This is a genomic window from Reticulibacter mediterranei (genome assembly GCF_016587455.1).
Window position 1 is genome coordinate 211705 of record NZ_BNJK01000002.1, and the last position, 25114, is coordinate 236818.

Annotated in this window: 23 protein-coding genes and 1 pseudogene; 12 read left to right on the plus strand and 12 right to left on the minus strand. The window is 54.3% G+C overall.

Annotated elements, in window-relative coordinates:
• Positions 1-41: 41 nt before the first annotated feature.
• From K3T83_RS39120 to K3T83_RS39130, 3 genes are all read left to right on the plus strand, one after another.
• Positions 42-443 carry a hypothetical protein gene (locus tag K3T83_RS39120; protein WP_220208565.1) on the plus strand — a complete coding sequence of 134 codons (402 nt, stop codon included), beginning with the start codon at positions 42-44 and terminating at the stop codon, positions 441-443.
• Between the two features lie 122 nt (positions 444-565).
• Positions 566-2506, plus strand: coding sequence for a thiamine pyrophosphate-binding protein (locus K3T83_RS39125; RefSeq protein WP_220208566.1), 1941 nt, complete (start codon positions 566-568; stop codon positions 2504-2506).
• Complete coding sequence (locus K3T83_RS39130) at positions 2503-4431, plus strand: flavin monoamine oxidase family protein (RefSeq protein ID WP_220208567.1); 1929 nt, start codon at positions 2503-2505, stop codon at positions 4429-4431. Before K3T83_RS39125 ends, K3T83_RS39130 begins: the two co-directional genes overlap by 4 nt.
• 391 nt (positions 4432-4822) lie before the next feature.
• Here K3T83_RS39130 and K3T83_RS39135 read toward each other — a convergent pair whose 3' ends face one another.
• From K3T83_RS39135 to K3T83_RS39145, 3 genes and pseudogenes are all read right to left on the minus strand, one after another.
• Positions 4823-5560, minus strand: coding sequence for an N-acyl homoserine lactonase family protein (locus K3T83_RS39135; RefSeq protein WP_220208568.1), 738 nt, complete (start codon positions 5558-5560; stop codon positions 4823-4825).
• Positions 5561-5742: 182 nt separating this feature from the next.
• The gene (locus K3T83_RS39140) at positions 5743-6771 is read right to left on the minus strand and encodes an aldo/keto reductase (RefSeq protein ID WP_236065165.1); all 1029 of its coding nucleotides are present in this window, start codon (positions 6769-6771) and stop codon (positions 5743-5745) included.
• Positions 6716-6958, minus strand: a pseudogene (locus tag K3T83_RS39145) (LLM class flavin-dependent oxidoreductase); the annotation flags it as partial. The pseudogene K3T83_RS39145 and the gene K3T83_RS39140, both read right to left, overlap by 56 nt.
• Positions 6959-7146: 188 nt before the next feature.
• Here K3T83_RS39145 and K3T83_RS58165 point away from each other — a divergent pair.
• On the plus strand, positions 7147-7311 hold the full coding sequence (locus tag K3T83_RS58165) for a MerR family DNA-binding transcriptional regulator (RefSeq protein WP_220208571.1): 165 nt from the start codon (positions 7147-7149) through the stop codon (positions 7309-7311).
• 153 nt (positions 7312-7464) lie between these two features.
• On the plus strand, positions 7465-7848 hold the full coding sequence (locus K3T83_RS39155; RefSeq protein WP_220208572.1) for a VOC family protein: 384 nt from the start codon (positions 7465-7467) through the stop codon (positions 7846-7848).
• 252 nt (positions 7849-8100) lie between these two features.
• Here K3T83_RS39155 and K3T83_RS39160 read toward each other — a convergent pair whose 3' ends face one another.
• Positions 8101-8505 carry a beta/gamma crystallin domain-containing protein gene (locus K3T83_RS39160; RefSeq protein ID WP_220208573.1) on the minus strand — a complete coding sequence of 135 codons (405 nt, stop codon included), beginning with the start codon at positions 8503-8505 and terminating at the stop codon, positions 8101-8103.
• Positions 8506-9324: 819 nt separating this feature from the next.
• On the opposite strand from K3T83_RS39160, the gene K3T83_RS39165 reads away from it, so the two are divergent.
• Complete coding sequence (locus K3T83_RS39165; RefSeq protein ID WP_220208574.1) at positions 9325-11304, plus strand: NAD(+) synthase; 1980 nt, start codon at positions 9325-9327, stop codon at positions 11302-11304.
• Positions 11305-11366: 62 nt separating this feature from the next.
• On the opposite strand, the gene K3T83_RS39170 is transcribed toward K3T83_RS39165, so the two are convergent.
• Positions 11367-11726 (minus strand): hypothetical protein, encoded by a 360-nt coding sequence (locus tag K3T83_RS39170; protein WP_220208575.1) that lies wholly within the window; start codon positions 11724-11726, stop codon positions 11367-11369.
• A gap of 182 nt (positions 11727-11908) precedes the next feature.
• On the opposite strand from K3T83_RS39170, the gene K3T83_RS39175 reads away from it, so the two are divergent.
• Positions 11909-12364, plus strand: coding sequence for a DinB family protein (locus K3T83_RS39175; RefSeq protein ID WP_220208576.1), 456 nt, complete (start codon positions 11909-11911; stop codon positions 12362-12364).
• Positions 12365-12470: 106 nt separating this feature from the next.
• Here K3T83_RS39175 and K3T83_RS39180 read toward each other — a convergent pair whose 3' ends face one another.
• From K3T83_RS39180 to thiD, 4 genes are all read right to left on the minus strand, one after another.
• The gene (locus K3T83_RS39180; RefSeq protein WP_220208577.1) at positions 12471-14438 is read right to left on the minus strand and encodes an elongation factor G; all 1968 of its coding nucleotides are present in this window, start codon (positions 14436-14438) and stop codon (positions 12471-12473) included.
• An 864-nt stretch (positions 14439-15302) separates the two neighbouring features.
• Entirely contained in the window at positions 15303-15962 is a 660-nt protein-coding gene (thiE, locus tag K3T83_RS39185; protein WP_220208578.1) for a thiamine phosphate synthase, read from the minus strand.
• Positions 15959-16768, minus strand: a complete 810-nt coding sequence (thiM, locus tag K3T83_RS39190) for a hydroxyethylthiazole kinase (RefSeq protein WP_220208579.1) — start codon at positions 16766-16768, stop codon at positions 15959-15961. Before thiM ends, thiE begins: the two co-directional genes overlap by 4 nt.
• Complete coding sequence (gene thiD / locus K3T83_RS39195) at positions 16749-17636, minus strand: bifunctional hydroxymethylpyrimidine kinase/phosphomethylpyrimidine kinase (protein ID WP_220208580.1); 888 nt, start codon at positions 17634-17636, stop codon at positions 16749-16751. The genes thiM and thiD overlap by 20 nt, the downstream gene beginning before the upstream one ends.
• 442 nt (positions 17637-18078) lie before the next feature.
• Between thiD and K3T83_RS39200 the strand changes: the two genes are divergently transcribed.
• The 4 genes from K3T83_RS39200 to K3T83_RS39215 all read left to right on the plus strand — a co-directional run bounded on the left by K3T83_RS39200 (position 18079) and on the right by K3T83_RS39215 (position 21737).
• Positions 18079-20643, plus strand: coding sequence for an ATP-binding protein (locus K3T83_RS39200; RefSeq protein WP_220208581.1), 2565 nt, complete (start codon positions 18079-18081; stop codon positions 20641-20643).
• Between the two features lie 76 nt (positions 20644-20719).
• Positions 20720-21244, plus strand: a complete 525-nt coding sequence (locus K3T83_RS39205) for a tetratricopeptide repeat protein (protein ID WP_220208582.1) — start codon at positions 20720-20722, stop codon at positions 21242-21244.
• Positions 21245-21420: 176 nt separating this feature from the next.
• The gene (locus K3T83_RS39210) at positions 21421-21573 is read left to right on the plus strand and encodes an AsnC family transcriptional regulator (protein WP_220208583.1); all 153 of its coding nucleotides are present in this window, start codon (positions 21421-21423) and stop codon (positions 21571-21573) included.
• The gene (locus K3T83_RS39215) at positions 21570-21737 is read left to right on the plus strand and encodes a hypothetical protein (protein ID WP_220208584.1); all 168 of its coding nucleotides are present in this window, start codon (positions 21570-21572) and stop codon (positions 21735-21737) included. Before K3T83_RS39210 ends, K3T83_RS39215 begins: the two co-directional genes overlap by 4 nt.
• Positions 21738-21782: 45 nt before the next feature.
• Here K3T83_RS39215 and K3T83_RS39220 read toward each other — a convergent pair whose 3' ends face one another.
• On the minus strand, positions 21783-22400 hold the full coding sequence (locus tag K3T83_RS39220; RefSeq protein ID WP_220208585.1) for a TetR/AcrR family transcriptional regulator: 618 nt from the start codon (positions 22398-22400) through the stop codon (positions 21783-21785).
• A gap of 372 nt (positions 22401-22772) precedes the next feature.
• Here K3T83_RS39220 and K3T83_RS39225 point away from each other — a divergent pair, with 372 nt between their 5' ends.
• Positions 22773-23369, plus strand: coding sequence for a class I SAM-dependent methyltransferase (locus tag K3T83_RS39225; protein ID WP_220208586.1), 597 nt, complete (start codon positions 22773-22775; stop codon positions 23367-23369).
• Positions 23370-23405: 36 nt separating this feature from the next.
• On the opposite strand, the gene K3T83_RS39230 is transcribed toward K3T83_RS39225, so the two are convergent.
• Positions 23406-24278, minus strand: a complete 873-nt coding sequence (locus K3T83_RS39230; RefSeq protein ID WP_220208587.1) for an LLM class flavin-dependent oxidoreductase — start codon at positions 24276-24278, stop codon at positions 23406-23408.
• 104 nt (positions 24279-24382) lie between these two features.
• On the minus strand, positions 24383-25090 hold the full coding sequence (locus K3T83_RS39235; RefSeq protein ID WP_220208588.1) for a B3/B4 domain-containing protein: 708 nt from the start codon (positions 25088-25090) through the stop codon (positions 24383-24385).
• Positions 25091-25114: the final 24 nt, after the last annotated feature.

The window sequence follows — 25114 nt, forward strand, 5'->3', positions numbered from 1 at the left end:
CAGGCAATTCGTAGTGGAGCGATAATTGGTGCATCCAGCAATTGGAGCCGCGAACTACACTCGAATATGGCAGGGGCGATGGCTGGTCCTCGCCCGCCTGGGTGCTCATCGCGCCGCCTGGGGAGGCGGGCGAGGACCAGCCATCGCCCCTGCCATATCCGATCACACCCAGAGCATTCGGCGGATGCACCAATTATCGCGGGGGATTACACGACAACCAGCTTCCCCGCGATAATTGGTGCCCGGCAATTGTTACGGGAGAGAGAAGGTTCTCCCCCATCCGTAGCGACAAGGGGAGGTGTAGAGGGGCAGTGGGGGCCTTGCGCTTGTCGCCCTCGCCACCGAATGGTTCCTTCCCCTCTCGCGTCGTGCCAACAGCGATGAAACAGCCTGGTGAGGGCGACAAGCGCAAGGCCCCCGCCAAGACCCCCAGCTACGGATGAACCCAACACCCTCTTTGCCCATAACCATTCTCTCTTTCCGGCACACTATTGTCGATAAAGAATCATAGAAGACATGTCTTTCATCGATCAGTTGTTTAAAATTTGTATGAGGAGTGTGATTGATGACGGATACCGCACTGAAAAAATCAGTGACAGCACAGGAGTATGCTCGAAATATCGTCTTCGAGTTTATGCAAAACCTCCACATCGGTTATCTTTTTGGCGTACCCGGCACAAACGAGATTCCCATCATCGATGGCACCAACGTTCCGAGCCATCATGTTAAGTATATCCCCTGTCTACACGAGAACATCGCGATGGGGGCAGCTATGGGCTATGCACAAATGTCGGGTCGCCCCGGCGTCGTTATGGTCCACGTCACACCAGGCATCGGACATTCTCTAGGCAATCTGTTTGATGCTCACAAAGCACATATTCCGGTCGTTATTTTGTGCGCACAACAGCACAGCCAGCTCGTATTGCAGGAGCCGTTGCTCTCTTCGGAGACGGTTCGCGTGGCGGAACAATACACCAAATGGGCTTACGAAGTACGCACGCCCGAAGAGCTTCCCCTCGTCCTGCAACGCGCCTTCAAGCTGGCAAAGACGGCCCCGGCTGGTCCCGTATTTCTCTCCATTCCCTGGGATTACACCATCCAGAAGGTGACGTTGCCAGAGCTACAGGATTGTCGCGTTACCGATATCTCTATGCGGGTCATGGGCGATCCACAAAAGGTGCAGGAGGCTGCGGAGGTTCTCGCCAAAGCGCAGAATCCATTGATCGTCGTTGGCGATGGAGTAGGAGCGGCCAATGCCTGGAAACCGATGCAGGAGTTCGCGAATATGCTTGGTGCCTGCGTCTATAGCGAGGGCATCTCCACGATGATGAACTTCCCCAACAACGACTTCCACTGGCGCAACGAACTGCCCGGCTCGCAGGAAGACATGCAAAAGATCTTCAAAGATGTCGATGTGGCCTTCCTGTGCGGCTTCAATGCTCAGGCGCAGGTCGTCACCTTCAACTACGAGAAGGGGCCGCTGATCCCTAAGACCGTCAAACAGGTCTATCTGCATAACGACGCGTGGGAGATCGGCAAAAACCACTTCGGCGAGGTTGCCATCTTCGGCGACATCCAGGTCACGCTGCCCGCGCTGACGCAAGCCATCAAGCAGAACCCCAACTATAAAGTTCAAAATGTGGACCAGCGCAATCAGCGGATCAAAGAGGGCTATAACAACCTGCTCGGCCAGATCGTCGGCTATATGCGGGAAATCGAAGAGATCGTCAAAACGCTCAGCGCATCGCCAGCGAACCAGAACGGCATCAGCACAATTAAGGGCGCGGAAGTTGCGCAGACGCTGGGAAAGATTCAGCAGCCCACGCCCAATGAGAAGCCGCTACCCCTGGTGCTGGTGAACGAGGCCATCTCGGACACGCTCTTCTACAAAAAGTGGCTGCACTACCAAGACCCGATCAGCTATTTCTGTGGCGTCGGCGGCTCGCTGGGCTTCTCCATGCCTGCTAGCCTCGGCTTCCAGCTGGCAATCGAGCAGCTACAGGAAGAGGCAAAGGCGTGCAATACGAGCGTTGAGCGACGTATCGTGGTCAACGTTGTTGGCGACGGCTCGGCCCTCTTCTATCCGCAAACATGGTGGACGACGGCGAAGACCCGCTTCATCAAGGGGATCGAGAAGCCGCTGCCGATTCTGTATATCATCGCCAACAACCGCGAATACAAGACGCTGGTGAAGGGCGTTGAAGATTTGCTGCAAACAAACGGCTTTACGCCATCGGGCGAGTCCTGGTATCTTCATCTGAAAGAGCCACAGGCCAGCTTTGTAGGCATCGCGCAACAGTTCGGTATCCCGCAAGAATGTACCGCGCTGGTGCAGAAGCGAGAGGAGCTGGAAGGAGCATTACGTAAGGGTCTGGAGGCTGTTCAGAAGGGCCAGCCGTATGTGATTGAAGTCTTGACGAACCCACAGCTCGATCAAAAATCGAAAAAGGCCAGCGATATACTTGATACGCTCGACAGTTATACAGCCCAGGAGGCGTTGCTATGACCAGTTCTAATGGAAAAACACCTGATATCAATACTGTCCTCGATTGCGCTATTATTGGCGGCGGCGTTTCTGGCCTCTATGCTGGTTGGCGGCTGCGCAGACATGGCGGTGACAGATACCTTAACGTGGCTGTGTTCGAGATGAGCGACCGCGTTGGCGGTCGTCTGCTCAGCTGGCTTCCGTTTGGGCGCGGCTCCGGGCTGCGAGCGGAACTGGGCGGCATGCGCTTCTGCGAGGATCACAAGGTTGTCTGGAACGTGATAGATCATCTCGACAAGGCCGAGGGGCGCGATCTTGAAAAGGTGCCATTCTACACCAGCGATCCCCACACCATCTGGCTTCTGCGCGGTCAGCGTATGCGCGAGGGCGACTTCGGTATGGCTCAGACCCGCTACAAATTGCAGAACTTTGAACAGGCCACGCCCGACGAGATCATCAAGCGAGTCATCGACAGGGTGTTGCAGGAAAATAAAGAGGTGATCGAGGAGAAGTTGCCGGAGAAGCCGCACTGGTTAGAGGACAAGTGGGGCAGGCGCGAATGGGATATCATCAAGCCTGAGCTGATCTATCAGGGCCATCTGCTCAAGGACTGGGGCTTCTGGAACCTGCTCAGTACGATCCTCTCACCCGAGGGCTATCAGTATCTCAGCGACTCCCTCGGCTACTACTGCCTGACCAGCAACAGCAACGCGGCAGAGGCAATAGAGTTTATCGCGCTCGACTTTACGGTGCTACCAGATTTCAAGACGCTGAAAGAGGGCTTCGGCCACTTCCCGGTGCAGTTGGGTGCGGCCTTCAACGATGCTGGCGGCAAAATCTACCTGAAGAGCCAATTGCTCCGCTTTGATCGCAATGAGGAAGGCACGTTTACGCTGACCATTCGCCGCTCATTAGGTGAGGCGGCTCCGTTCCTGGGCATCGATACGGAGATCTTCGAGGTCAAGGCCAGACAGGTCATCCTCGCCATGCCACGTGGAGCTATGGAACTATTGGAGCCATCGCGCATCTTCAACCTGACGACGAACCAGCCTCTCAAACGTCTGCTTCGTTCGGTCAAGGGCGTTCCAGCCTTCAAGTTCTTCCTGCTGTACGACAATCGCTGGTGGGAAAAAGAGGATGGTGGTGGCTTCGAGTATCAGGGAACCCGCAGCATTCCACATGGTCACTCGGTCTGCGATCTGCCGATCCGACAAACCTACTACTTCCGGCCCGACAGTTGCGAAACCCGACGTGTGACGACGGGAGAAGGCTCCGTCTATGAGAAGTGGGGTTTGATGATGGTTTCCTATGATGACGCGCATGCGGTGGAATACTGGCAGGAGATGGGTCAGCAGCTTGAGGAGGAGAAGCAGAGCCGGGCAGCGATGGGCGATGCACTCAAAAAGCTTGATATGATGCTGCCATCCTTTATGCACCCGCTTTTCAGCGGAGTACAGGGTATCGAGGGGTTGAACGGTCAAGAGCAGGCCGCCTATACCCCACCGCCGAACCTGCATATTGCGCCAGAGATCATGATTCAGCGTGCCATAGAACAGGTTGAGCTATTGCACGGCCAGATCCCTGGATCGACGCCGAGGCCGATCATCGGAGCCTATGCCAACTGGAGCCTTGATCCCTATGGCGGCGGTTGGAACTTCTGGAACGCGCGTGTGGACGTGCGGAACGTGATGGAGAAGCTCAGCGGGCCGCTTCAAGACGAGCAGGGCAACCAGATGCAGGTCTACATCGTTGGCGAAGCCTATTCTGGCATGCAGGGCTGGGTCGAGGGCGCGCTTAGCACAACTGAGGTGGTTTTGGAAAAGAACTTCGGCCTTGAGCGTCCCGACTGGCTCAAAGATTGCTACCTGGGCTATGGCGAGATACCAATGGCCGCCCGGCAAGGGCAGGCGAGGACCAGCGAGCGAGAGCTTGCAGCCACCTATTAGCAATCTCTGAAAGCGAGAGAGCGCCCTTCACCGCTCTCTCGCCACTGCCAAATGTCGTAGTGGAGCGATTATTGGTACATCCGGGACATGAAGGGGGAATAGCTCTGGGTAGAGAGGATGTTGGGTTCACCTGTAGCGACAAGGGGCGGCAGGGGGTCTTGGTGGGGGCCTTGCGCTTGTCGCCCTCGCTACATCGTTTGTCTGTTTCCCGGTTCCCGCGTGACCCCCAACAGCGACAAGCGCAAGGCCCCCACAACCCTTCCCCATTCCCCCCTGGTCGTTTGGGTTGGGAGAGCCGTCTCTCTTCCCAGAACATTTGCCGGATACACCAATCATTACAGGGTTTGTTCGTAAAAAATCATAATCGCTCCACTACGATGGAAGATATCAGTCAATCGTAGTATTCAGGCGATTTCTTGAGCGTTTTCCACTGCGCTCCATCATGGCCGAAGACGACCAGCTCCACATGTTCGCGCTCCACCAAATCGAGCAGTTTAAGCGTGCTGGCCCGGAGTTGCTCTGCGTTGTCGTCTGTCGGCCAGGGCACCCGATCCGGGGTAAACAGGAATTGCATCACAACCGCATCAACCGCCAGCAGAACCGGCCCGGTATGCGGCAGCGTCACCAGCACCGATTGATGTCCCAGAGCGTGGCCGCTCGTCTCAAGCAGGGTCAGGCCGGGCAAGAGTTCATAATCGCCATCGATCAGCCGATAATGCAGGTCTGGATGATCCCAGTGTGTACGCGCTCCTGCATAGCGTGGATGACCACCACGCGCCTGTTCGTAATGAGTGCGCTGTACAATAAGTTCCGCTTTCGTAAAGGCGTCATGATATCCGGCATGGTCGACATCGAAGTGAGTGCAAACAAGGATATCGATATCGCCGGGGTGCAGGCCGAGCGCGGCGAGATGCTCAAGCACGTTCTTCTCGTTCTTGACGGGCGGCGCTCCCGCTGCCAGCTGAAAATCGCTGGATAAGCCGCTATCGATCAGGATATGCTTGCCATCATTGGTCTCGACCAGATAGCAACCGGACGACATCTCCAGCGTGCGCGTCGGCGTAGGGACGCTTGCCGTCGATAACTGAAATAAATAGAGCCTGCGTGGTGTAACAGCATTTACGGTCATGCGTTTGTCCTTTCGTGCAGTATCCGCATTTTTGTATCATATGCGATCTTGTGATGTAGTATACAGGAAATTAACCGCAAAAACTGTAAACATGATTACTGACAGGAAACGCGTTTTGTGCTATGGTTACGCCAGAAGGATAGTCTATTGAGATGTGTCCCCCAGCCCACGAACACACACCACTATCGTATCGCAACCTCAGCCTGGCTGATGCAAGCATGCTCTTCTTCCGTTAAGCTCCAGCCGAGTGCTCCAGCATTCTCGCTGGCCTGCCGTCTATTTTTGGCACCAGGAATGGGAATAATGTGCTCATCTTTCATCAGGAGCCAGTTGAGCGCTACCTGCGCAATCGTTTTCGCGTGGGCATGGGCAATTTCCTCCAGCACCACGAATAACGGCTCCAGGCGCTCACGCTGGAGGACACGAGGCGTCGAAAGCAAGCGCTGCAAGGCTGGTACTGACCCTCTGGTATCCCCGAATGGATCGAGCCTGTGGAAGATATTCAACTGCCTGGGTGCCGGCGTCCCTTTGCCGCGATACTTGCCAGTCAGGATGCCCTTCTCCAGAGGGCTGTACGCAATCAGCGCGACATGCAACTCTCGACAGGCATCCAGCACACCATTCGTTTCGGGATAACGATGCAACAGGTTATAACGGACCTGGTTGGAAGCGAGCGGAATACCGTAACGCGCCAACCGCGCATGTGCTTGCCGCATCAATGGAGCGCTGTAATTGCTGACGCCAACCGCGCGTACCTTCCCGGCATGTACCGCTTCTGCCAGCGCATCCATGAGTTCGTCTATCTTGAGACGAGGTGAGGGCCAGTGGATTTGATAGAGATCGATGGACTCGACGCTCAGACGCTCCAGACTCTGGTCCAAGGCTTCTAACAAGGAGCGCTTCCGCGAAAAACGGGTGAGCGGTGGGGCAAATTTGCTAGCAATGAGGATGGGACGACCATCGACCTTCCGGCATTCGCCCAGCAGACGCTCTGATGCCTCATAGGGTTCAGCGGTATCAAAGAAGTTGAGTCCACTATCCAGGCAAAGGCGGTAGGTCTGGAGGATATCCTCGCGAGTGTGTGATGTACCATAGCCGGTTTGCTTGTCGCCCCAACCCGCGACGCCAGTCCCCAGGGCCGGGATGACAAATTCTGATACGCACCCGTTTCGTATCGCGCGCCAGGGCTGCCGTACTCGTCCAGCACTCAAAAGTAACCTCTTGCGACGGCTAAGGAACCGTATGAAAGTGATCCACCAGCCAGACCGACTCATAGCCGCACTCATCAGCAGTCTGAGCAACGCGGGTCATTGTTTCATAGGCCTGGACGGGATCGTTGATTCCTACCAGATCCATCGTCCAGCCTTGTGGAAGGGAAATACCATATTTGAGAGACATAACAATCACTTCTTTCTTTTCAGGCAGAGGCTCCTCTGCTCAAACCAAATGTCAAGCACCATAAGCGTGAGGCTATCTCTGCCCGGTTGATGCGAATAGGCTCTTCTCTGGTCATTGCCTCGTTGACGCTGAGAGTATAAACTATAAAGTATACTTTATAGTCAAGTGCTTTTTTTGAGGAGGTATCTATGCTCATCAGTGAACTGGAGAAAAAGACTGGTTTGCCGCGTCACACTATTCGCTTTTATGAGCAAGAAGGATTGCTTGAGAAACACTCTATACGACGTGGAGAAAATAACTATCGGGACTATTCCGATCAAAGGGAGATTAGGCGAATATCAGTATCAGGCTGAAAGGTCAATACAGGCTCGAATCTGACAAAGTCGTTCCGCTGTTGCCATACTGCTGTCACTCTCACAGGTTATACTTCCACCATAACAGAAAGAAAATCGTGAGCCACCGCTTGAGAGGCGGCTCTGTGAGTTACAAGAAGGGAGTTAACCACTATGGCAAAGAATTTCGATGTGAGCGGTCCCGCATTCGTCGGCCTGCCGGTTCGCAATCCTGCTGCATCGGCAGAGTTCTATGAAAAGATACTTGGCTTCAGGCGCGACCCTGAGGTGTTCGTAAATGGAGCGGTGGCGTTCCTGACCTACCCCGTCCCGTTCGCTGTCACAACTCCCCCTCCCGGAGTTGATCTGGAGAGCATTCCGCGCCCGCTGCTCGCTCCAGCCATCTGGTTTAAGACAAACGATAGCCAGGCGGTCCACGACGCGCTAGTCGAAGCCGGGATCACCATTCTGCGACCCATCACCATCGGACGCTTCGGTCGTCAATTCACCTTTGTCGATCTCGATGGCTATACCATCACCATCTATGATCGCGATTAGACATTTCATACACTTTAACAAAAATATGGTGATTTCCCTACATTATGTGGGGAAATCACCAGTTCATCCATTAGACATGAGCTGTGTAAGCCGCTCTCTTATGCATGGTCGTGAGCAATGCGTGCGAATGTACCAGGATAGACTTTTACTGTCGTCCGTAATACCACCTGTATGCACGTTATGCTTATTATCTTGCGCATTGTGGTAGCTTATCCGTACTCAGGGTTATCTAGTACAGATGAACTGCACCTATTAACGTATATTGATGCCTATCACGGTCACACGACCGTTTGGGAAACCGCGGCACCCATCCGGTCCTGGTGCGTTAGCTCCGCTAACGAAAAACGTACCACTAGTGGTGTAGACGTCAGCATCATTATTACCAGGACACGCAGCAACGACATCAGGAATAGTTACTGGCGCATACCCTCCATTGGTAAAACACCAATCACCGTTCAAGGAATGGAATATAAAAATGGGGGTTGAGGCAGGCGGGGTATCCAAAGGACAGCCCGCAGAGTTGATGTTAGGTGATGCGGCAGTAGTTGTCGTGAGCATTGAGGCGTGCGCGGAAGGGGCGTTCACCCCTCCAAACACCGCTCCCAGAGCAAACAGGAGGGCGAAGGTCACGACAATGCGAATAACAAGCTTCTTCACGGTACTATTCTCCTTTGTGTTTGTGTGGCGTTTCTCCATAATGAGTTTTAACAACCAAGATCGGCAACCTCTTCCGTAGTGGAGCGATGCATCACGTTAGGACAACCGCTCTATAGGCCGCCCCAACGCGATACATCGCTCCACTACGAAATACTTTACCAGGTTTGTTGTAAAAATTCATTATGGAGCTTCAAGTCTCAAGCTAAAGAGTTAGGTGAGAAAGGAGATGAGCATCTTTACATGGTATATCCGGTGAAAGTGAACAGGTCTTACGTACACCCGGACGACGATTCGAATGGAGTTACTTTTGACCGAATGACGCCGTTAAATTGTTCGGTCCCACTCCATCATGAAAGCTATGCTTTCATGCATCTCAAACCGCTTTCATAATTGGACGTGCAGACAACGAATCGTCAGCACATACATGTTGTATTCATTGCCCACATTTCTTCTCAAAACCTGTTTCACCATTCTTCCAGTTACCACTTCTACAATGCCTATATTTGCTAGATCGCCAGTCCAACCCTTTCTCAGTTACTACTTACCTTTTAACGGTAATGTTTTAATAGTAACAATTAACTCAAGGAAAATATACAAGAAACGTTTCTGCCTGTCAACTTACAAAATAGCAGTAGCTTGTTTTGAGCTTGAAAGCAAGAAAAAGTAATATATCGTCACAGTACTTATGGTATATTATCTTAACCCAAAGCGTTTCATTATGATTACACAGAATAGTGTTCCGACCTCGTCTATGTCGCAGATAGCCAGATGTGCTATACTCAAAACTACTTCAATTGTTAGCAAAGAAGAGGGTTTAGAGTGAAACAGGAAACATTCTCCCCAAGCTCATTGGGGTTTGTGCGTGTGGCTGCCGTCGCACCTGCATTGCAGGTTGCCGATATTCATTACAATACTCAAATCATTCTCGATGCCTTACAGCAGGCTGCTGCTCGCGGATGTCAGTTAGCCCTGTTTCCCGAATTGTGCATCACCGGCTATACCAGCGCCGATCTATTCTACCAGGAATTGCTCCAACAACAGGCCAGCGATGCGCTTCTCACCATCGCTCAAGCCACCGCAGATTACCAGATCGCAACGGTGGTCGGCCTGCCCATGCAGATCGGCAGCAAGCTGTACAATTGTGCCGCCTTCATCAGCGATAATACGATACATGGCATTGTGCCGAAAACCTACCTGCCAAGCACGAACGAATATTACGAAGAGCGCTGGTTTAGCTCATCCAGAGATTGCCCCGTGAACATGACACATCTCGCCGGAAAAGCGATCCCCTTTGGCCCTGATCTGCTTTTTGCTGCAAGCAACATGCCTGGATGTGTGCTGGGCATAGAGATCTGCGAGGATCTATGGGCCGTGCAGCCGCCAAGCGGCAGCATGGCGCTGGCAGGAGCGACGGTCATTTTGAATCCTTCGGCGAGCGATGAGATATTGGGCAAAGCGGGATATCGGCGCTCGCTTGTGGAGATGCAGGCAGCTCGCTGTCTGGCCGCCTATCTTTACGCCGGTGCCGGACCGGGCGAATCCACAACAGATGTTGTGTTCTCCGGCCACGCTTTTATCAATGAAAACGGACATATGCTAGCAGAAACGGAGCGTTTCCACTTTTCCACACAGATAGCAGTTGCCGATATCGACGTGCAGCGTATGAATCACGAGCGTTTGCGCAACAGCAGTTTCTCCTCCGGTCTGCCCGATATCTCCTATCGCACCATTCAATTCGCCCTTCCAGTGGGAGCAATTGCGGACCGCCAGCACACCGTTCTGCGCACCGACCTTGCCCCAACGCCCTTTGTGCCCGCCAATTACGCGGAACGAGCCAGGCATTGCCAGGAAATCTTCCATTTGCAGTCTGTGGGACTGGCAAAACGGCTCAAGCATACTGGCCTGACACACATTACGCTTGCAGTATCCGGTGGCCTCGATTCCACGCTGGCTCTGCTGGTGGTGCAACAGGCGTTCGAGATGCTCTCGCTCAAACCAGAGGGTATTGTGGCAATTACGATGCCCGGCTTCGGCACCTCGAACCGCACCCTGACCAACGCTACGCAACTGGCCGAGTCGCTTCATATCCCTTTGCGTCATATCCCTATCCGCGACGCCGTTACACTGCATTTCCGCGATATCGGGCATGATCCCAACAAACATGACGTTACCTATGAGAATGCGCAGGCGAGGGAGAGAACGCAAATTATAATGGATGTAGCGAATCAGGTGGGTGGCCTGGCCGTTGGAACCGGCGACCTCTCAGAGTCGGCCCTGGGCTGGTGTACGTACAATGGAGATCAGATGTCCATGTACCACGTCAACGTCGGAGTGCCCAAAACGTTGGTGCGCTACCTCATCGAATGGTGCGCCGATAGCGTTTATAGCGGCAAAACCGCCGAGGTGCTACGCGACATCATCGCCACGCCGATCAGCCCCGAACTGCTGCCGCTAGGAGAGAACGAGGTGCTGGTGCAGGAGACGGAGACGACCATCGGGCCGTATGTGCTGCACGATTTCTTCCTCTTTTACGCGGTCCGCCACGCCTTTTTGCCACGAAAAATCTTCTGGCTGGCCTGTCAGGTCTTCAAGGGCCATTACACGCCACCCGAGATCCTACGCTGGCTGCGAACGTTCTATCAGCGCTTCTTTGCCGCTCAATTCAAGCGTTCGGCGATGCCCGATGGCCCGAAAGTGGGATCGGTCGCGCTCTCACCCAGAGGAGACTGGCGTATGCCCAGCGATGCCAGCAGCGCCCTCTGGCTCCAGGATCTTGAGGCCGTCACACATGATCTGTGAGCATAGCGGGCGACCATAAAGGTCGCACCCTCCCATACACGGATCACACGCGCTCCGGGCCTCTATGGGAGGGTGCGACCTTTATGGTCGCCCGCTGCTCCGCGCTCGCCATAGGACACACGCGGAATGCGTGCGGTCTCCATGACCTGTGATGCCGTGAGTTTACCGCTGGCATCTCGCCACTCGTAATCCATCAGGGAGAGCAGCGCCTCCACCAGCGAGCCATAGCGCTGCACTTCATATTTTACGCTATTCTGTTGCCTGGACCTGATCGCGGCGTCCTCCAGGCTGGCGGCGACGCTTCGCACGACAAAGCGCCTTGCCGGATCATCGTTCTGGATACGAATATAGGAGCGCCAGGCGTCATCAATCATCAATGTTTCACCACGTTCCAGGCGCGTCATAATCTCATCAATTTGCATACCGATTACCTCCCTCATTCTGGCACTTTTTCCCAATTATACATGAGATAACAATAAAGTAGCAATCAGGAATGATCCTGACCGCTTGCAGATGTATACTAAGAGAAACGACAGAGACTCGCAGCAATAGCGCCCAATAGTGCTTTACATGCACATGTAGCCAGCATCCTGAGGAGGAAGCTATGACAAAAGAACAGCTCTTACAACAATTCGCCGATGCCTATGAACAACTCATTGCAACGGCATCGCGTGCGGCTCAGGCCGGTGTAACCAGACAGGCAGATCGGTGGGGTCCACGCGAGATCGTGGCGCATATGGCAGGCTGGGAAATTATGGCTAACGTTCGCATCCCCAGCATTGTTGCAGGCATGCCACCTGCCGAGTTTGCCGATGAAACCCAGCAAACGGTGATGGATAACGCCATCAATGCCGCGTTTGTCACGCTTATTGGAGAGCAACCGCTTGATACATTGTCCGCTTTATTGCGTCAGGCTTACCAGCGCACCCTCGAACTGCTCAAACCATTGGATGACGCGCACTTTCAGCCCGGCGAATACGTCTACGAGCGCACACAAGGCGTGGTCGAGCATTGCCAGGAACATATGGAGATGCTCGACATTCCTCGCTCTTATCAATAATGACCCCTGTCGTAGTCGAGCGATTTATCGCGGGGTGTTTGCCATGTGGTATTCCCCGCGATAAATCGCTCGACTACGAAAGTTTTATAATTAAAAACTCATCGTCTCAATAAACGCGTTGTATGTGCGCCAGATACTCCTTTCGATTCAGCGGATTATAATCCATGCGCTCCCTTGTGGGGAACGATCCCTCCATTTTGAGAAAACCGGCTGGTTGCACTACAAAAACGCCTTCACCCTCCGTAAATGATGGCAGCTCTCGCCTGAACGCCTCCGCTGTAGAGGCAGGCAGCACGCCCTTTAAGGTGAACGTGTCGCTATACAGGATGGGCTGCTCATAGACCGCGCGCAGGGACGACAGCTTGAACATGGCGGTGCTGATCGCGTCGATAGGGGCGCTCAGTTCAAACTGATTGATCGGCTCGTAGACATCTGTGCCTGCTTGAGCAAGCGCCTTCATGACGACCAGCGGAGTGAGATTGCGGAAGTCGCTGGCCGTCGTTACGGGGCTGGAATAGGCGGTCTGGTACAGGGTGATGGCAATATCGGTCACTTCCCAACCATACAAGCCCTGAGCGAGCGTCGCACGCGCCACCTCCTCTATTGCACGATAGAAGGCCAGCGGCAAAGCGCCCGGAGTGTATGTATATGTCACCCCGCTTCCCGGCGGCCCTGGCTCGATCACAAAACCAACGGTTCCCACAAATGGATTGTCGGGTGCACCCATAAACTCGATTGCCTGACCCCTTGCGGCGGGCTTTTCGATGCAGACGATACCAGTCTCGGAGAAACGTACGTCCAGACCATAGTGTTCCTTGAGCAGGCTTTCGACCACCTCTTTCTGTACCTCCCCAAAAAGGCGCAGATAGATGGTCTGATGCACATCGTCCTTGACAACCGAGATCAGCGGGTCTTCCTCAGCCAGTTCGAGCAGCGCTTGATAGAGCCGGCGATTCTGCTCACGACGCGTGGCTTCGATCCGCGTCTCCAGCTGAGGGGCAGCCAGATGAACACTTCTGATTCGGTCGGACCACTCGCCGACCACATCACCGATCTTCGCTTCCTTCCAACCCCACACCTTACAAAACTCTCCCGCTCCGACCATTTGCGCCTGCACCGTTTTTCCCTCTAAAAACAGGTGCAGCTTTTTTACTTTGTTGGTGTAGATACCGGTAATACCATCGCGATTGCTCCTTTGCAGTTTTATATATGTTCTGACACGCATATAACCTGAAAACACTCTGACATAAGCCACTTTTTCGCCAGTCGCCTCCCTTTCCAGTTTGAAAACGACCCCCGATAACGGGGCATCATCCATACAGGAACTATTAGTGGGAAACATGCTGGCAAGGGTGGTCAGTAGTTCGGTGACGCCAACGCCAGTGATAGCAGAGCCAAAGACGACCGGAAAGAGTTGTGCCTGCCGAACCTGCCGCACAAGCACCGCCTGGACCAGCTCAGGCGTAATCATCTCTCCCTCCACATATGATGCGAGCAAGCGCTCGTCGTGGAGGCTGAGCTGTTCGATACAGGTTTGCAGGAATACTGGATCATGCAGACTGTTTGCAACGATGGAAGCCTGTTTCGTCCCGATGTCACTGGTGCTATACAGCGGGATGATATGCTCCGTCAGCCTGTCTTTGATCCGCTTGAGAAGAGTGTCCGATTGCGCGCCGCTGCGGTCTATTTTGTTGATGTAGATGATTGTGGGGATGCGCAGCCTGTTCAGGGCCGAGAGCAGAATTTTTGTCTGCGCCTGAATGCCTTCTACAGCGGAGATCAGCAGGATCGCGCCATCGAGAACGCTGAAAGAGCGCTCAACTTCTGCGAGAAAGTCGGCGTGTCCGGGAGTATCGATGAGATTAATTTTCAGATCGTGAATGAAAAAAGAGACGACCGAGGCCTTGATTGTAATGCCTCTTCTCTTTTCGAGGTCCAGCGCATCGGTCTGGGTGGTGCCTTTGTCTACCCGACCAATTTCATCAATGACATGCGTTTCATACAATATCCTCTCGGTCAGGCTGGTCTTTCCAGCGTCCACATGCGCCACAATACCTATGTTGATCGTATTCAACTATTCTGTTCCTTTGCATTTCTTTCATGTGTTTCTCCTTTTGTGTTGAAAAAATGTTAAATTGCCGCATATTGTTCTCCTTTTTTATGTTTGATGAGTTTGCACAAACGAACCGGTGAATCTCCCTTTCGTAGTTTCCCGCTTTTGAAAGGAATTTTCCTGAATAGATACCTTGTACGGGCAGAGTATCGCCCGGGCAGAGGGGGTATCGAAGGCATAGCGTAGCATGGACGATTCCGGGTTGTCAACTCTATTGTTCGTTAGATGCAGGGCTTTCCAGTTCTCCGCTCAAAGGGGTGCAGGGGTCTCCCTGCCGGGGTCTGGGGTGTCCCCAGTTTCCTTCCCTCCTTCGCGCGCCGCCTGCGGCGGCGCGCAAAAGAGAAGAAAAAAGGTTTTTGCGGGGACACCCCGCACCCCGGCAAAGGGCTGCCGCCCTCTGCACTCCCGCTAGATGGGAGAATTGGAAAGCCCTGTCGTTAGATGTTCGGGACTTGATCGAATTGGTAGAAATAAGAATGTGGTCATTTATTGTAGAGTGACCACATTCTTGTTTTTTTACTAGCACTCTGTCAGGAAGCCTTCGAGCGCTTAGAACGTTTACAACAACGGTTAGTCTCTCAAGAAGAAGGGCATCTACTTGCTCTACGGTTAGAAGATATTCAATCTCTTGAGGCGGCGGTGCTGCTCTTTTCCATCTATCTCCATCTGGAAGTGCCGCCATCGGACCGGCGCACAACGGTTTTAGAAGGTCTTTGGAACATACAAGACCAGTTCTCTCATCTGCGACGGAACCGCTTCCATTTGAATTAGGTGATATTCGGAAAACTTCCGGTCGTCGTACTCAGTCAAGCTTCGCCCGGCAAGTTAAGATCCACGCTCATGTCCATACAATTCAGCAAGCACTATTTGTCGCAAATCATGCGTTGCGGCGGTAATATCGGGAGCGCTGACGACGGCACTGATAACGGCAATTCCTGTTGCGCCAGCCTGAATCACTTCACGCGTGTTTGCGATATTAATGCCACCAATGGCGATCAGGGGAAGAGCATGCCTGGAGGCAAGCTGACTCAAGAGTACTGTTCCCTGTGGCTGACCAGCATCGGCTTTGCTGGCGGTGGCATAGATGGGACCGACACCCAGATAATCGGCTCCGGCAATAACGGCCTCGGCAGCTTCCTCCAGATTGCCAGCGGAAACGCCCAGGATACGCTCCGGCCCCAGGAGTTGACGGGCCAGCGCTGCCGGCATATCATCCTGCCCAACGTGCGCGCCATCGGCATCAACAGCCAGCGCCACATCGATGCGATCATTCACGATCAGCAGCGCTCCCCGTTCACGCGTCAATGCACGCAAAGCCACAGCTTCTTCGATCAGCAGGCGCGTGCTCGCCGTTTTGTCGCGCAACTGAATCACCGTCGCGCCACCATCCAGAGCCGCCGCAGCCACTGTCAACATGTCGCGCCCAAGCGATAATGTACGATCCGTCAACACATGCAGGGCCAGTCGTTTCAGATCGTTATTCATGCAAAGTTCGCCTTCTGTCCCTGGTTCATCGCCGCTTCATCCAGGGCTGCGATGGCATCAAGCAGGTGTGAGCGAAATGTACCGGGGCCACCCGACCTGGGAGCTGCCATTTCTCCCGCCAGGCCCATCGCCACCAATCCTCCCACAGCCGCCTCCAACGGATCAGGAGCAACGGCCAGAAACGCTCCGATCAGGCTGGTCGCCATACACCCGCTGCCGGTAATCGTTGCCAGCAAGGGATGGCCGTTATCGACACGAGCGAGCCGCGTTGCATCGGCCACCAGATCGCGTACACCCGTGATGGCAACGACACTGCCCAATTCCCGCGCCGCATTACGCACGATGCTCTCAGGATCGCCACTGACCGAAATCGCCTCCACGCCACGCGTCTCGCCCGCCACGCCGATCAACGCGCCAATCTCGGAGGCGTTGCCGCGTACTACCGCAATCTGTAGCTCGGAGAGCAGGCGCAGGGCCGTCTCAGTGCGTAGCCGCGTCGCACCAGCACCAACAGGGTCCAGAATGATCGGTATCCCCTTCGCATTAGCCTGCTTGCCCGCCCGTAGCATCGCCTCGACCTGCGACGGAGAGAGCGTGCCGATATTGAGGACCAGCGCCCCCGCCAGGCCAACCATCTCCTCCACCTCCTCAATCGCGTGAGCCATAACCGGCAAGGCTCCGATAGCAAGCGTGATATTGGCGGTATCATTCATAACAACCATATTGGTTATATGATGTATTAAGGGTTTGCGCTCACGAATTGCTGTCAGCAAGTGTCCGGGAATATTAGTGGGTGTCTGTTCCATGAAGCTGCTCCTTTGCTCTATTAAACCAGGGAGACCAGTGCTGCTCCTGCGTGGGGAGAGGCGTTCCCTGCTCTGTATACATCCAGAAGTGTTCCACTGGCCCATGCCCATGTCCGATGCCGGGTGCGTGCTGGATCGCGCCAGTGATATACTGCTTGGCCCCTGCAATCGCCGTCCCAACCGGCCTGCCACGCGCGATCAGTGCTGCAATCGCCGCCGAGAATGTGCAGCCGGTTCCGTGCGTATGAGGAGTATCGATCCGCTCTGCACGCAACTCGACGATCTGCTCGCCGTCAAAATAGATATCGACTGGCTCCTCAACGCGATGCCCTCCCTTGATGACGACATGCTGCGGCCCCTGGGCGTGGATAACACGCGCAGCCTCCTTCATCTCGTCAAGCGTCTCGATGCGGCTCCCGGTCAACACTTCGGCCTCTGGCAGATTGGGTGTGATGACCTCGGCCAGCGGCAGCAGCCTGGTACGCAACGTCTCCACAGCTTCCTCAGCGAGCAACGGATCGCCCCCTTTCGCACGCATCACGGGATCAACAACCAGGCGCAATTGCCAGCGCTGCACACATTCTGCCACCGCTTCAATGACCGCCGAACTGGAAAGCATCCCTGTTTTAGCGGCATCTGCACCTATATCTTCCAGCACCGCGTCGATCTGAGCAGTAATCAGCGTCGAGGGCAATTCCAGCACGGCGCGCACTCCCTGCGTATTTTGCGCTGTAATCGCAGTCAGGGCAGAGAGACCATACACGCCCAGCGCAGCAAACGTCTTGAGATCGGCCTGAATGCCCGCACCGGCCCCCGAATCCGACCCGGCAATGGTCAGGGCACGATAGGTAGGGCTTGTTTGCTCCATGACTATTTCCTTTCGTACACAAAAAGAGCGCCGACGAAGAATGTCAGCGCTTCACAATGTACGTTCATGGTGTACATTTCTTTATAGAGGATGGAAGAAATCCCCACCATTGCACAAATAGAGAGGAGGAATCCCTCAAGAGGCGAGGAGTCGTTGCCTTCCTGCGCTGGCATTATCCAGATTCAGGTTCCATCGGTCGGCGGCGAACGGCGGCCACCCTCTCAGCCTGGCTTCCCCAAGCTCCCGCACATACATTACAGGAAATATAAATAGTCGCTTTTCCATAGGATAGCACAGGATCTTATGGAGGGTCAAGGCGACACACACCACCCCATCTGGTTCATTGGGTGGGCAAAGTAAAGGACTTGATGTATCATAACAGGGTATTTTTTTGGTACATTACGTGCAGGGGCAGGTGCTTTTCGACCCCGGGAGGTTCCATTTGAAACAGCAGGAACAACCGTTTTTGCTCGCTCGACCAGGAAAGCTGGTGAATCGCTGGCTACAAACCAGCGCATTCTCACCACGCATCATTCCTCGCCCACTCGCTCATCCCATCGCTGGCTATCTGATCGCCTGCTTCACCCAACTTTGCGCCCTGACCATCGTTGTCTGGCTGGTGCGGCTCTGGCCCGGACTCCACTTTCGCGAGGCACTGCCGCTGCTGACGATCATGCTGGTAGCACTGGGATGGGGAACCGGGCCAAGCATTGCAGCAACGCTCACCGGGACGCTGCTTCTGGCGCTCCTTCGACTCCCTTCCTTCCTGACGACACCGCTTGAGGACAGCGTCGGCATTGCCATCTATCTGGGCGTGGGCCTGATGGTTAGCGTTCTGACCAGCCAGGTGCAACAAGCGCGCTACCGGGCCGAGCGGCTCTCGGGCAACCTGTCGGCAATAGTAGATGCCATTCCCGACTCAGTGACCACCTACGACCCACACGGCAATGTGGCACGCATGAATCGGCAAGCACGCGAAAAAGTATCCATTACCCGTCACCTTTCGCTCAAAGGGATCGACCACGACCTGCATATCCGCACACTCAAAGGTGAGCCATTACCTCTGCAAGCGCTTCCTCTAGCACGAGCATTACAGGGCGAAACGATCAATGGTTTTGAAATGATATTTCAACAGCCAGAAACGCAACGGGATCGCTATATTGCAATTAGCGCAGCCCCCTGGCGCAACACACATGGCGACATAGAGGGAGCCGTCACCGTCACGCGCGACCTCTCCGATCTAAGAAAGGCAGAGTGGGAGGCAGCCGAACGAGCCAGCCTGCTGGAAACAACCTTTAGCACGATGACCGACGCCGTGACCGTCTACGATTTAGAGGGCGAGATCATCCACATTAACCCGGTTGCCCAGGCGCTCTACCAGGAATTTGCTGGCGAGGACATCTCCCACCTTTCGCTCACTGAACAGGTCGCCCGCATTATTGTCCACGACGAACACGGCGAGCCGCTCATGCTTGAGCAGATCCCGTCTGTACGCATATTACGCGGCGAACATCTGGTCGGGAAGCAGGCAGTCACAATACGCGTCACCACGCCAACCGGGAGAGAGATCTGGCTGCACGTCAGCGGTGCGCCCATCGCAACCTCTCAGGGCGTGCGGCTGGGGGTCGTCATCATATTACGCGATGAGACAGAACGCTATGCATTGGAGCAGCGCACACGTAGAGCACTCGATGCTCTGCTGACGATGGCGCAAACAGTCGTTTTTCACCCCTTTAAAAAGGAAGATCCCTCGCCTGAACAGGGATTAGAGGTACTGCAACACACAGTTCAACATCTGGCGAATCTGGCGGAACCGGTCCTCAACAGCAAGCGCATGAGTATTTCACTTATAGACGAACAGACGGAACATAATACTCCTCTTGCAGCAACCGGTCTGCTGGCCGAACAATTAGAGCATTGGTGGAGTGAGCTTTCCTCTTCTTCCGCGAACGATTATCTGACGCCTGCACTATTGCAACAACTCCAGGCAGGAGAGACGCTGATTCTGGATTTAGCCAACCAGCCACCAACCAGCCGCGACTATTACGGCTTTGGTCTTACGCTGGCAATTCCGTTATTAAGCAATAATCGCTTAATCGGTCTGATTGCCATCGATAATGGACAAAGAAGCCAGGGCTATACAAAAGAAGATATAGCGGTCGCACACGCAGTTGCTCAGCTTACCACGCTGGTTATCGAGCGAGAGCGATTGGAGGTTGAGCGCACAGAGGCCCGTGCAAGTGTGCTGGCGCTACAAGAGACCAACCGGCTGATGAACGAATTTCTAAGCATTGCCGCGCACGAAATCCGCACGCCACTAACGACCATTCGCGCCAGCCTTCAACTCTCGCAACGCCAGCTCAAGCGGATCTTGAACGATGAGACCAGCCCTTCCAGCACCGTGAAAAATCGTCTCACCACCATCTCTGAACTGACAGAGCGCGCTGTACATCAGGCCAGCCGCCAGACCCGGTTGGTACGCGATTTGCTTGATGTGTCGCGCATTCAGGCAGGGCACCTGAATCTCCATCCCGAACAGATCGATCTGACAACACTGGTCGGCAGCGCCGTGATCGATCAGCGCACCCAGACGCCCAATCGCACGGTCTTGCTGGAAGTGCCAGAGGGAGAGCTAGCAGTGCAGGCCGATCGAGACCGCATCGAACAGGTAATCGATAATTACCTGTCCAACGCCCTGAAATATTCGGAGGCCGACAAACCCGTGCTGGTGAAGGCCGAGCGCACAGAGTCGGGACAGGCACGCGTGCTGGTACGTGACGAGGGGCCGGGACTGCCTTTCGCAGAACAGCAAGCAATCTGGGAACGCTTTTATCGCGTGCCAGATGTGGAGGTCAAAAGCGGCTCCGGCATTGGTCTTGGGCTGGGATTGCACATCAGCCGGACCATTATCGAACAACTAGGAGGTAGAGTTGGGATTGAGAGCGAACCGGGGCAAGGGTCAACCTTCTGGTTTACACTCCCGCTGCTCATACATGAAACAGATTAATCAACGACATGCAAGAGATTATCTCGCATATGCGAGAATATTACCGGATTAGAGCTTCTTCATGAAAGCAGGGGTTATGCCTGAAGAACATACATTCTTCCAACGCTATCAGTCGCCGGACCCGGTGGCGCTCGCCCAGAAAATCGAGCGAGACAGCGCCGCATTAGTGCTGGCCAAAGACGAGGAGGCGCGGCTCGAACTCATCAGTCGCATCGGCTCTAATTATACCAATCTTTGGCAGGAAGAGAGGGCCGTGCCCATCCTGGAGCGAGCGCTGGCCCTGGCGCAACAACTGGGCAACAATCGCATTGAAATCGTTAATCTCATTAGTCTGGCAACCGCACAGCAATATTGCGGCAACCGCGATCAAGCCGAGATCCTGTTTCAAGAGGCACTACAAAAGATGCAGGAATACAACCAGCCTTCTTATAAGGATGTCGCCTTGCACCACCTGGGACGCTGTCTGGTTGAGCAGGGAAAATTGAGCGAGGCGCTGGATTGCTTCGAGCGAGCGCTTATTCTGCGCAAAGAGAAGGGTGACAGGCTTTTCATCGCCTCCACGCAGCGAGCCATTGATGCGGTCCGGGCCATGCTCTCATAGCAACAAGAGCCAACGATCCGTCAGTTCACGCGCCTCATTTCACCTCCAAAGCTACCTTTCCCGACGATTTGTTTGTCTTTTTATAGATATATAGACAAATCGTATCCGTCAATTCTATACTTAGCAACGAAAGGTCACTTTTTCACATCAGGTGAGACAAGACCAGGGAGGGAGCAATGGACGAGATAGATCGAGCGATTGTACGGCTGCTGTTGAGCAACGGGCGGTTGAGTCAGGAGCAGATTGCGCGTGTGGTGCATCTGTCCAGACCAGCGGTTCATGAGCGGATGAAGCGCCTGGAAGCACGGCAGCAGGTGTACGCATCATGACTGGTTGGAAACGTGTGATGGCTGCAATTGCTCTGCTTCTATGTGGTGCTATCTTTCCCTTTGCCGGAGCCTCTATCCTGCTCCCGGTGGGACTCGCTATCGCCGCCTTCAGTTATCAACGCATAGCGCGCAACAGTAAGAATGCTCGAATTATACGGACCTGATAAATCAAGTCTGTACAACACTTTCTGCTCTTTTTATATATATTTCTACTCAGGCGGGTGAATACCATCAAAAATAAGCGTGGTGAGCACTTCAGGCAGCTCATCCCGACGCTCGCTGATCTGCGTATCGCCTAACAGGGAGAAGATCAGCAATCCCAGCACCGTGCCAGCGATAGAGCGCACTATCAGGGGTGGATCGATGTTGCGTATTTGCCCTTGCTCGATCATGCTTTGATAGTAGTGCTCTCCCAGCGCCACTGTCGGTTCGATAATCTGTTGAAGGTAGATTTCGCGCAATTCAGCATTCACCAGCATCTCCGGCAACACAGCGCGCATCATTTCAGCGTTGTCAAAAATGAAATTCAAGCGTTGCCGGAGATAAGCAATCATAAAACTGCGCGTATCCTGCAATGCTCCCTGCTCAAAATGCATTGCGCGCTGCTCCGTCTCATTTAAGCGATTGAGCAGTCCGACTAATACAGCGGTTTTGTTGGCGAAATAGGTATAAATAGTACCATCAGCGATACCAGCGGTACGGGCAATATCTTTAACAGTGGCGCGATGAAAGCCTTTTTCGGCAAAGACTTTCGTAGCAGCATCAAGGATCTGTGTCTTCCTGGCGTTAATGAGCAACGCCTGAATCGGATCTTGTGTTTCGCTCATCTCTCTCCCTACATGAACCAGGCATCAATTGATTGAATATTTGTTCATGATAGCATGGGCTGGGAAACGCTGTCAAGAGTCCCCTTCATCCAACAGGGCTTTCCAATTCTCCCATCTAGCAGGAGTGCAGAGGGCGGCAGCCCTTTGCTGGGGTGCGGGGTGTCCCCGCAAAAACCTTTTTTCTTCTCTTTTGCGCGCCGCCTGCGGCGGCGCGCGAAGGAGGGAAGGAAACTGGGGACGCCCCAGGCCCCGGCAGGGAGACCCCTGCACCCCTTTGAGCGGAGAACTGGAAAGCCCTGTTCATCCAACCAGTCGGGAGCAATATTCGTATAGTTTAAAGAAGAATTCATACAAAACTACAAGAAGGAGCAAATGATGAAGCTGCTCGATAACGCGTTTGCCCATCCACGTGGGCTGCTGGGACAGTTGGGTGGTGCGATCATGGCGCGCTCCACCCGATCGCGCAATGAGTGGACGCTCTCTCTGCTTACAATTCAGCCGAATGAGCAGATTTTGGAGGTCGGTTTTGGGCCGGGCGCACTGATTGAGGGAATGGCGACAAAGATCACAAAGGGGCAGATCGTCGGTGTTGATATGTCGCCGCTCATGCTTGAACAGGCCAGCAAGCGCAATGCCATTGCCATTCGCGAGGGGCGCGTGAGCTTACAGCATGGCTCGGCCCTGGTCCTGCCTTTTTCGGACGACACCTTTGATAAAGCGCTCTCGGCTAATTCAATCCACATCTGGCCCGATCAACTGGCTGGCATTAAAGAGATGCGGCGGGTACTCAAACCGGGAGGCGAGATTGCGATCGTTCTGCAACCCGTGTGGGCCAGAACGGATGATGAGGTAAAGCACATCGGCGAGGATCTGACGCAGCTGCTTACACAGGCAGGTTTGCACCATACACGCCTGGAATTCAAATCCATGAAGCCGAAGAGCAGTGTGTGCGCGCTAGGTATCAAATAGTATCCGGCGCACACCACTCTAAGTTTGTGTAACAGGCTAACGTTTCGGCGGTCCCTGGCGAATACGCTCTTCGATCTCCTCCTTCGGCCACACATACGGCTCCAGCCACGAATTCCAGGCTTTGAAGCGCCACATGCTCACATCTTCCATCCACCAGTTCGCGCCAACCTCGGCATAGCGGGCAACGATCTCCTCACCACGCGCCGGATCGTCGCCGGGCGTGGCACCAGCTACGACTACATCGAATGGAGCATCGGTTTCGCGATGTTGTCGAATATATGAGACGGTCTCACGTAGCATATCCGGGGTAAAATTGGCGTTGTCACTGATGGGAAAGATACCATCGAAGCGCGCCGCACGACGAAGAGGACGCTTGTGAGGCCAGGTGGCGGCAACCCAGATGGGTACATGAGTTTGTACTGGCTGCGGCAAAAAGACCGTTTCTTCGATCTGGTAATGCTCTCCCTGATAACCAAACTTTTGCCCACTCAGCAGCCCGGTCAGCACGTCCAGCCCTTCATCGAGCTTCGCAGCACGCACTTTATCGTTGCTCTCTTCGCCCAGGAACTCAAACTCTTCATGGGCCGGTGCCCCGAGTCCAACGCCCAGAATCAGTCGACCGTTGGACAGATGATCTATGGAGACAACCTCGCGCGCCAATTTCCAGGGGCGACGGCGCGGCAGAGGCGTTACCATCGGTCCGATACGGATGCGCTGAGTATTCAGGACAATCGCAGCCAGAGCGACCCAGGGATCGGATATCGCCAGACCTTTGTAGGGATTAAACAGTATATGATCCCAGATAAAAAAGCCATCCCAACCAGCATCCTCCGCCTCTCGCGCCAGTTGCGCCAGAGCACGGGGGTGCCAATGCTCATCAAAGTTCGGGAGGCTGACCGCATACAACATGAGCATCTCCTTTCGCCGCAAAAACATTTGAGCCACCCACCATCCTCCACACTCCCTCAACCGCTACTATCGTACCATCCTATTCCTGCCGTCCACTGTCAGGATTATTGCCAGGGCGTGGTGAGATGCTGAGAATCGAGCAGGCAAGAGAGAGCTGTCACACCGAAATAGCGCTGTAGGCCGCTATGGAGAGCATTGCGCACGGTCTCCGCAAGCTCTGCCCCAGCCGTTCCAGGCACCTCGGCCACCAGTACGGCTGAACGGGTGTGAGCGGTGAGCAGGCCCGTCCTTGCTTGCCGCCACATCAGATGGCGCGTCAAGACAGTCTGACCGCTAGCATAGGCAACTTCGCCGACCGGCACCGCATATGGCTCCTCCTCATCAAGCGCCTGAAACTGATCGCCCTCTCTGGTCAACCGTAATTCCAACGGGGAGTGCAAAGCATCGAGATCGAATCCACCGACCGGGACAATATATCCCAATGAGACCGTATGGTAGAAATCGACCAGCGAATTGATAGTAACTGGCTCGTCGCCGCGCAGCACGCGCCGCAGCAAAGCTTCAATTGCGCTGGGATATTTCTTGCTCGAAACGCCCATTGCACGAAACTGCTCACGCCAGGGCTGAATATGTGGGTGGGATTGAGCATTGCCGTAGGGCTGCGCGTCTCTTGCCGCCTGGCTCCAGACGCTACATAGATGGTCAGATAGTTCGGGCAATATGCGACTAGCATCGATATCATGGGCCAGCACCACCACGACTTGCATTCCTGGGAAACGCTCAAAGATCACAGGGGAAACGCAAACAGACATAGGATTGCCTCTTTCTCACATTAT

Coding starts and splice junctions, on each gene's coding strand:
- K3T83_RS39230 (WP_220208587.1), bottom strand. CDS start 24,278: ATGTTGTATGCGGTCAGCCTCCCGAACTTTGATGAGCATTGGCACCCC.
- K3T83_RS39175 (WP_220208576.1), top strand. CDS start 11,909: ATGACAAAAGAACAGCTCTTACAACAATTCGCCGATGCCTATGAACAA.
- K3T83_RS58165 (WP_220208571.1), top strand. CDS start 7,147: ATGCTCATCAGTGAACTGGAGAAAAAGACTGGTTTGCCGCGTCACACT.
- thiE (WP_220208578.1), bottom strand. CDS start 15,962: ATGAATAACGATCTGAAACGACTGGCCCTGCATGTGTTGACGGATCGT.
- K3T83_RS39210 (WP_220208583.1), top strand. CDS start 21,421: ATGGACGAGATAGATCGAGCGATTGTACGGCTGCTGTTGAGCAACGGG.
- K3T83_RS39225 (WP_220208586.1), top strand. CDS start 22,773: ATGATGAAGCTGCTCGATAACGCGTTTGCCCATCCACGTGGGCTGCTG.
- thiM (WP_220208579.1), bottom strand. CDS start 16,768: ATGGAACAGACACCCACTAATATTCCCGGACACTTGCTGACAGCAATT.
- K3T83_RS39205 (WP_220208582.1), top strand. CDS start 20,720: ATGCCTGAAGAACATACATTCTTCCAACGCTATCAGTCGCCGGACCCG.
- K3T83_RS39220 (WP_220208585.1), bottom strand. CDS start 22,400: ATGAGCGAAACACAAGATCCGATTCAGGCGTTGCTCATTAACGCCAGG.
- K3T83_RS39170 (WP_220208575.1), bottom strand. CDS start 11,726: ATGCAAATTGATGAGATTATGACGCGCCTGGAACGTGGTGAAACATTG.
- K3T83_RS39235 (WP_220208588.1), bottom strand. CDS start 25,090: ATGTCTGTTTGCGTTTCCCCTGTGATCTTTGAGCGTTTCCCAGGAATG.
- K3T83_RS39125 (WP_220208566.1), top strand. CDS start 566: ATGACGGATACCGCACTGAAAAAATCAGTGACAGCACAGGAGTATGCT.
- K3T83_RS39215 (WP_220208584.1), top strand. CDS start 21,570: ATGACTGGTTGGAAACGTGTGATGGCTGCAATTGCTCTGCTTCTATGT.
- thiD (WP_220208580.1), bottom strand. CDS start 17,636: ATGGAGCAAACAAGCCCTACCTATCGTGCCCTGACCATTGCCGGGTCG.
- K3T83_RS39155 (WP_220208572.1), top strand. CDS start 7,465: ATGGCAAAGAATTTCGATGTGAGCGGTCCCGCATTCGTCGGCCTGCCG.
- K3T83_RS39130 (WP_220208567.1), top strand. CDS start 2,503: ATGACCAGTTCTAATGGAAAAACACCTGATATCAATACTGTCCTCGAT.
- K3T83_RS39135 (WP_220208568.1), bottom strand. CDS start 5,560: ATGACCGTAAATGCTGTTACACCACGCAGGCTCTATTTATTTCAGTTA.